General features: G+C 43.9%; 1 protein-coding gene and 1 pseudogene. Both read left to right on the top strand.

Annotated features, from left to right (window positions below; all coding sequences use genetic code 11):
• Nucleotides 1-209: pseudogene (locus AB4496_RS28400) on the top strand (ABC transporter permease); the annotation flags it as partial.
• Nucleotides 210-219: 10 nt separating this feature from the next.
• Nucleotides 220-638 (top strand): ATP-binding cassette domain-containing protein (locus tag AB4496_RS28395; RefSeq protein ID WP_372133403.1); only part of this gene is annotated, 419 nt, incomplete at its 3' end.

The following is a 638-nucleotide window of genomic DNA, read 5'->3' as shown; positions in this document are numbered from 1 at the left end:
CTCGTATCGTCACTGAGGTTGGTTGTTCAATGATGGTCGGTGGCAACATTATGGGGATGACAAGAAACATCCCAACAGCTATCGCCATGGAAAGCCACAAAGGCGCATTCGCTCAAGGCGTCGCCCTCGGTATGGTGTTATTAGCATTGGCATTAGCCCTTAACTTTTTCCTTTCCAGTGTGAGAGGAAAAGGCTATTTAAGAACTTAGGAACGCTGTCATGAGTATAAAAATAACAACGCAGCAAATTTCAATGCGCTACAAAGAGCGTGTTTTGTTCCACATCCCCGAATTGTCGATCGGCCCCAACGATGCCATTTATCTCAAAGGGGACAATGGCGTTGGCAAAACGACCCTACTTAAAATCTTATCAGGATTGATCAAGCCGAGCTCTGGCCGTATTCAGTCTCCGACACAAAGCTGGCAACATAGCCTGTTTCCTCGGTTAAAATTTAAAGACATCATCTATCTCCACCAAACTCCTTACCTTTTTGATGGCTCGGTGTACCAAAATGTCGCTTATGGCATTCGCTTTAATAAAGAGAGTCAAAAAGATAAGCGAGCTCAAATAATTAATGCATTAAGAATGGTAGGTTTAGAAACCTTGGCAGATGAGCACATTTCTGTGTTGTCTGGTGG

This window comes from Vibrio sp. 10N.222.46.A1 (assembly GCF_041473595.1).
Classification (GTDB): domain Bacteria; phylum Pseudomonadota; class Gammaproteobacteria; order Enterobacterales; family Vibrionaceae; genus Vibrio; species Vibrio tasmaniensis_A.
This window is presented reverse-complemented; position numbering and strand designations above follow the sequence as displayed.